At 31.2% G+C, this 6,843-nt stretch carries 6 protein-coding genes; 1 reads left to right on the top strand and 5 read right to left on the bottom strand.

The window, feature by feature from the left end; translation table 11 throughout:
• Window positions 1–286: 286 nt before the first annotated feature.
• The 4 genes from ACI3VO_RS02475 to ACI3VO_RS02460 all read right to left on the bottom strand — a co-directional run bounded on the left by ACI3VO_RS02475 (window position 287) and on the right by ACI3VO_RS02460 (window position 5,037).
• Window positions 287–985 carry a thermonuclease family protein gene (locus ACI3VO_RS02475; RefSeq protein WP_439756393.1) on the bottom strand — a complete coding sequence of 233 codons (699 nt, stop codon included), beginning with the start codon at window positions 983–985 and terminating at the stop codon, window positions 287–289.
• A gap of 180 nt (window positions 986–1,165) precedes the next feature.
• Window positions 1,166–1,717, bottom strand: coding sequence for a helix-turn-helix domain-containing protein (locus ACI3VO_RS02470; protein ID WP_439756392.1), 552 nt, complete (start codon window positions 1,715–1,717; stop codon window positions 1,166–1,168).
• 31 nt (window positions 1,718–1,748) lie between these two features.
• The gene (locus tag ACI3VO_RS02465; protein WP_439756391.1) at window positions 1,749–2,651 is read right to left on the bottom strand and encodes a glycyl-radical enzyme activating protein; all 903 of its coding nucleotides are present in this window, start codon (window positions 2,649–2,651) and stop codon (window positions 1,749–1,751) included.
• 13 nt (window positions 2,652–2,664) lie between these two features.
• Window positions 2,665–5,037, bottom strand: coding sequence for a glycyl radical protein (locus tag ACI3VO_RS02460; RefSeq protein WP_439756390.1), 2,373 nt, complete (start codon window positions 5,035–5,037; stop codon window positions 2,665–2,667).
• Between the two features lie 219 nt (window positions 5,038–5,256).
• On the opposite strand from ACI3VO_RS02460, the gene ACI3VO_RS02455 reads away from it, so the two are divergent.
• Window positions 5,257–6,084 carry a carbon-nitrogen hydrolase family protein gene (locus tag ACI3VO_RS02455; RefSeq protein WP_439756389.1) on the top strand — a complete coding sequence of 276 codons (828 nt, stop codon included), beginning with the start codon at window positions 5,257–5,259 and terminating at the stop codon, window positions 6,082–6,084.
• Window positions 6,085–6,173: 89 nt separating this feature from the next.
• On the opposite strand, the gene ACI3VO_RS02450 is transcribed toward ACI3VO_RS02455, so the two are convergent.
• On the bottom strand, window positions 6,174–6,843 hold a 670-nt coding region (locus tag ACI3VO_RS02450; protein ID WP_439756388.1), incomplete at its 5' end, for an ImmA/IrrE family metallo-endopeptidase.

Genomic DNA, 6,843 nt, shown 5'->3' with positions numbered 1-6,843 from the left:
GAAACCTCCTCTAATCTAGATAGTGAAACATACCTACTTAATTTATTTGAACTAAAAATCTTACTTTGACCAGTATAATTAATAGAAAGAGGCATAAATAGAGAACAAATTATTAAAATTAATACTAATACACCTAAATTTTTTTTTAATTTCAATCAATTCTCCTCCTATTATTTTTCTTGATAATAAATTATATCATAAGTTCATATAGTATAGGAAAATATATTCCATTTAAAGGTTATTTTTTTAAAAAAACTCGAGCCCATAAGCTCGAGTTTAAATATTTCTAATCTACTAAATCTTGATTAAATCCGTATTTAGTTACATATCCATCGATTGACCATACATTTAACTTTTGGTCCTTAGCTTCATATTGAGCATCGTAAAGCATGTCTAAATGGCGCACACCCTCTTTTATATATGCAACTCTAGCTAAGCCCTCTCTCAATATTTCAGCATTGTACATTTTCATTTCATCGCCATCTTTATACCATAAATAGCCTAAATATCTATCGTAATCGTCTTGTAAAGGCCCATCAGTCTCTACATAAGCAACATCACCTTGTTTAAGCTTGTCCTTCGCAAAAGCTGTAGCAACGTCTCCTAAATAGTCTTTTTCTTTGGTATCTTCTGGACAATCTATTAATAGAGTACGAATTCTTATACTTTGACCATTTTCAAGCTTTAATTTCATTGTATCTCCATCTACTACTCTTTCGATAGTAACCTTGTACACATAATCTGGAACTTCTCCATTTGACAAACTTTCCTTTAATCCTTCATAATCAAGAGGCTCTTCAGGTTCATCGATTTGTTCGATATCTTTTTGAGATTCTATATCATTTTCGCCTAAAATGATTTCATCACTAGAACTGCTTGAACTACTTGAAATATTTGAGCTACTTGAATCACTTGAACTAGATTCTACAGATATGTCTATCTCACAGCCACATAAAAATAGTCCAATTGATATTACTAAAAGCATCAATAATTTTTTTCATTTTGTAATCTCCCTTATTTAATCAAATTTTTAAGCTATTCGATTTAATTTTAACATAAATTTGAAAAACTTACATTCAAAATTTTTAAATACAGATAGTTTTCAAAAAATAAAGAGATCGACGTAAAATCAATTTACGGCGATCCCTTAAATATACTATTTACTCTATTTATATATTTCAATATTGTGAAATACAGTTTTTCCCTTTGAGTCATTTCTGTACATATGATTTAAAGTTCCATCGAACTTCAAACTATGACCAGCCTTTAATTCATAAACTTCTTTTTCTATTTGAACAGTTAAAGTTCCTTCTATTACAAGAATCATTTCTTCTAAAACATTTTTATGTGTAGCGGAAATATGTTTGCATCCTTCATCTAATTCAATTAAAAATACATCTACACCGCTTTTTGAGTCAAATGGAAATATTGGATATAATCTCATATGCCCATTTTCTTCTTCGATAATCTCAACATCTTCTTTTTTTACTAAAACTAATTCATTTTGATTATCATCTAGCAAAGATGTAAAATTAACCTTTAGTCCAGATGAAATTTTCCATAATGTAGATATTGTCGGACTCGATTCTCCTCTTTCAATTTGTCCTAGCATAGCCTTGCTGACACCTGTCATCTTAGATGCTTCATCTAAACTTAACCCTAAACCATTTCTCAATCTTCTTAAATTTTGTCCCACTTTTGGAAGTTGTGACATCATAAATAAATCTCCTCGCCTTTTAAATTTATGACTACTTATAACTAACTACCTCGACTCCACAGTTTCTAACTACTTCTTCAAGAGAAGTCATTTTTTCTTTAGTTGGAACTTCAAACCTATGAATATAATCATAAAGTCCTAAAGCCTTGTATTTGTCTAGTCCCAGCATATGATAAGGTAATAATTCCATTTTAGGATTTTTTACATTTTCTTTAACAAATTCTGCAGTCTTTTTAATATTATCTATGCTGTCATTAAATCCTGGTATTACAGGAACTCTAATCACCATACTTTTGTTGAATGTAGCCATTTTCTTGATATTATCAAGTATTTTTTTATTGCTAATACCTGTGTATTCTCTATGTTTTTCGTCATCCATATTTTTTATGTCTACAAAAATATGGTCTAATTTTTCTAAAACGTCTTTACATTTTTCAAAGTCAAATAATGCACAAGTTTCTATAGCAGTATATATACCCTTTTTATAAAAATAATATACCAATTCTCTTAAAAATTCAAGTTGATTAGTAGGTTCGCCTCCAGAAAATGTTATCCCACCTCCAGAAGATAAGAAGAAAATAAGGTCTTTTTCGATTTCTTTTATAACTTCATCAGTCGTCATCTCTTTCGTCATTTGGCTAATTGCATCTTGAGTACATCTTTTTATACATTCACCACATAAATCACATTTTTCATTTACTTGCTTTCTGTCAAATAGAGAAGTTATGCCCTGTGGACATACGCTTACACATCTTTTACATCCTACACAACGATCTTTTGATACAGCTAGTTTTACAATTCCTGACCATGAGTCTGGATTAGAACACCATCTGCATTTTAGAGGGCAACCCTCTAAAAATACAGTGGTTCTTATTCCATCTCCGTCATTAACTGAAAAACGCTGAATTCTAACTACGTTTCCCTTAACTGACATCTATCTCTCCTAATTAGAAGCTTTCATGTGCATTTCTAGCCATTATAGCATCTTGCATTTCTTTTGATAGATTTACGAATTGAGTTGAATATCCTGCAACTCTTACTAGTAAATCTTTATAGTCTTCTGGATGTTCTTGTGCTTTTTTAAGTATTTCATTAGAAACTGTATTAAATTGTACGTGGAATGCTCCAAGTGCAAAGTATGATTGTATTGTAGAAGCTAAGTTTCTAAGTCCTCTTGGAGTATTTACTAAATCATGACTAAATCTTAGGTTAAGTAAAGTTCCTCCAGAGTGGAAATCATGTTGTATTTTAGCAGCTGATTTCATAGCAGCTAAAGGAGTTTCTGTATCAGTTCCTGCATATGGAGATACACCTTCTGTTATAGGTTGACCTGCATATCTACCATCAGGAGTTGCTCCTATTATTCTACCAGTTGGTATATAGTTTGATATACCCATAAATGCAGTAGTAAATGGAGATCCAAATATATCTTTGTATTGTTTAACTTCATGATAATAGAAGTTAGATACTTCTACAGCTATTTTATCTACATAATCATCGTCGTTACCATATTTCGGAACGCTTAATGCTAATTTTCTTAATTCTTCGTATCCTTCCCAGTTAGCATTTAGAGCTTTATTTAATTCTGCTAGAGTAGTTACTTTATCTTCGAATACTAATTTTTTGATAACAGCTAAACAGTTAGCTACAACACCTAGACCTATACCTGTAAGAACTGGTCCTACATTGTATTTTGCTCCACCTTTACTTAAATCTTGACCTTTTTCGAAGCATCCATCAACACATATTGATAAGTATGGTCTTGGAACAACTTCTGTATGAACTTGTTGAGCTACTATAGAACCTACTACTGAATGTTTTATTAAGTTTTTAAATTGTTTGTAGAAAGCATCTTCTACTTCTTTGTAAGATACAAATTCTTCTACAGGTTTTTCTTCTAGACCCATTTGTTCTCCAGTCATTCTAGCTTTACCTTGGTTTATAGCGTATTCAAGTGCTGCTGCAAAGTTTATATTTACAGTTGCTGTCCATTCACCTACTTTTCTAAAGTGAGGAACTACGCAACCACAGTTATTCCAGTCTCTCGCATCTTCTGGAGTAAGTCCATTTTGAAGCATCATTTGAGTACCACAAGCATCGTTGTGTATTGCTGGGAATCCTGTTCCTTCTGCAACTAAATCACAAACTGCCATTATAAAGTCATCTGGTGCACCTTGATGAATTCTAACACTTAATCCTGGTTGATGAGTTTTTACATCTTTAGTAGCTTCTAAGCATAAGTAAGTTAAATCGTTAGTAGCATCTGATCCATCACGTTTTCTACCACCAACAGTTAAGTTTTGGAATTGGTTGTATCCTGCAAAATATCCTGCTGTATTTTCAGATATAGTCCATACCCATTCAGAATATTTTATCCATAGAGCTTCTATTAATTCTAATGCTCCATCTCTATCTAATTTTCCTTCTTTTATATCTTTTTCGTAGTATGGATACATATATTGGTCAAATCTACCTGGGTTAAGAGATAGAGGATTTTCACATATGATTCCACCTACTTGTACAAACCATATAAATTGAATTGCTTCATAGAAGCTTTCTGGTGGATTAGCTGGAACTTTTTTACAAACATCTCCTATTTTTATAAGTTCAGCTTTTCTCTTTTCATCTGTTTCTTTTTCTGCCATTTCATAAGCTAAATCAGAATATCTTTTCGCGAAAGTCATTATACCATCGCATATTATAACTATAGATTTGTAGAATTCTATTTTTTCCATATTTTCTGGTACAGTTATATCTAATTCTTCTATTTTAGCTAAAGCTTCTTCTTTTATTTTTTTGTATCCTTTTGGAAGTAATATGTCTTCATAATCTGGAGTTACTTCACCAACTGCTTGTCTCCATTTTGAGTCATTGTCTAGTACTCCTGTATCTATTAATATTTTTGCTGTTTCTTCTGGTAATCTATTTAAGTATATTTCTTCTAGTGATTTACCTTTCCAGTAAGGGAAGATTTCTTTTCTTGTAAATTCTCTTTGTTCATCAGTCATTTCATATGGGTCTTGTCCTCTAGTAGAGAATTTGTCCATTTCTTTGTCTACCCATTTCCAAGAGAATTCTGGAGTAAGTATACCTGTTCTTTTGAATTCACCTGCTGTACCTACTATTATTTCGTCATCGAATATAGTTACTGGTAATTTTTCGCATGCTGCTAGATAAGCCTTTGCACTTCTTATGCACATAGGTTGTCCTTCTGTTTCTCTGTATGAATCTGTATATATTTTTGCTCTTTCACAGCTTATTTGTGGTTTAGTATTAACGTAATCTTGTCTAAATTTTTCTATTCTACTTGTTACACTCATTATAACAGCCCCCTTTATGTTATATTCTACTTTGTATGTTATTTTATATGTTTCTTTTATTATACTATACTTTACCCGTAAAATATATACCTTAAACTAAATTTTTGAAAAAATTTTTTTATAAGAAAATTTTTATTTTGACAGTTCAAAAATTCTTATATAAGATTTTATTAACGACTAATAACGTAAATTATTTTTAAATTTGATGGAGGGTTATTTATGAATAAAATTAAAATTGCATTAATCCAAATGCATGTAGAGGTAGATAAATATAAAAACTTAGAAAATGCAAGTGAATTTGTAAAAAAAGTAGCCAAAGAAGGTTGTGATATAGCAGTTCTTCCTGAGATGTTTACAACACCTTATAAAACTGATAATTTTCCAATATATGCAGAATTAGAAGGCGATAAATCATTTAAACTACTTTCAAATATGGCAAAGGAAAATAACATATATTTAGTAGGAGGCTCTATACCTGAAAAAGACGATAAAAATTTAGTCTACAATACATCTTATATATTCGACAGAAATGGTAACAAAATAGGCAAACACAGAAAAGTACATTTATTCGATATAGATGTAGAAAATGGACAATCATTTAAAGAATCCGATACTTTGACAGCCGGAGATAAGGTGACTGTATTCGATACTGAATTTGGTAAAATAGGTCTTTGTATATGCTTTGACTTTAGATTTCCTGAATTAGCTAGACTTATGGCTCAAAAGGGAGCAAAAGTGATTATCGTACCTGCTGCATTTAATATGACTACAGGACCTGCTCATTGGGACTTGATGTTTAGATCTAGAGCTATAGATAATCAAGTATATGCAATTGGATGTGCTCCTAGCAGAGATATAAATGGATGCTATGTTTCTTATGCAAATTCTATAGTCGCATCTCCTTGGGGCGATATTTTATATAAGATGGATGAAAAGGAAGGTTACAAAATTGTAGAAATAGATTTAAATTACGTAGATAAAATTAGAAAAGAGCTTCCTCTGATGTCAGCCAGAAGACTTGACTTATATGAATTAAAAGAAAAATAAAAAAACTCCCCCGCAATTTTGAAGTATCCCTAAAAAGTTAGACATAAAATCTAACACTTAGAGGTCATCTCAAATAAGCAGGGGATTCTTTATGCTTTTTTTCTTTTAAAATCTACTTTTTTTACATTGTTTTTATTGTTTTTCAACTTCAACGTATCTGGTTTAAGATCCATTAAGATTTCTAAATCCTCAGGATATAAAATTATACCTCTATCGTATAGCTTATCGATTAAAGTTGCATTGCTAACTATATTATTTTCTATCAACGCTTCATACGCCATCTTAAGCAGGGATGAATCGTGTAATTTGAATTTGTCATCTAAAGGCTCATTTTTATCCCAACCTCTTTTTTGCCAATCGTCTAGCAGATAATTGTATTTTTTATAGCTTATGACACCTAAGCTATAAGCTCTATAAATAAGTAAGCTCACAGGAACTGCCCATTTAGCTTTTAGCTTAATATAAGATTCTAGCTCATTTGTATCCTCTAGGCTGTTTAAAAATGCTTGTTTTGGAAGTAAAAACTCGCTTGCAAATTCATCGCAATCAAATTTCTTTAGAGATAAATTCAATATATCACTCACAATATACCCTAGCTCACATGCTAAATCGTGATTTCTAAGAGGTGCTATATTTCTATCTTCCCCTAGGCAAACCACATACTTTTTATCTAAATCAACAGATTGTCTTTGAGTAAAAGGACTTGCTCCTTTTCTATTTACATTCATATAGCTGATTATTACTCCCTTTGCAGTCATA

It is taken from the genome of Intestinibacter sp. (genome assembly GCF_051866655.1).
Classification (GTDB): domain Bacteria; phylum Bacillota; class Clostridia; order Peptostreptococcales; family Peptostreptococcaceae; genus Intestinibacter.
The sequence above is the reverse complement of the archived record's forward strand: the minus strand, read 5'-3'. Positions and strand labels throughout refer to the sequence as shown.

Coding starts and splice junctions, on each gene's coding strand:
- ACI3VO_RS02460 (WP_439756390.1), bottom strand. CDS start 5,037: ATGAGTGTAACAAGTAGAATAGAAAAATTTAGACAAGATTACGTTAAT.
- ACI3VO_RS02465 (WP_439756391.1), bottom strand. CDS start 2,651: ATGTCAGTTAAGGGAAACGTAGTTAGAATTCAGCGTTTTTCAGTTAAT.
- ACI3VO_RS02470 (WP_439756392.1), bottom strand. CDS start 1,717: ATGATGTCACAACTTCCAAAAGTGGGACAAAATTTAAGAAGATTGAGA.
- ACI3VO_RS02475 (WP_439756393.1), bottom strand. CDS start 985: ATGCTTTTAGTAATATCAATTGGACTATTTTTATGTGGCTGTGAGATA.
- ACI3VO_RS02455 (WP_439756389.1), top strand. CDS start 5,257: ATGAATAAAATTAAAATTGCATTAATCCAAATGCATGTAGAGGTAGAT.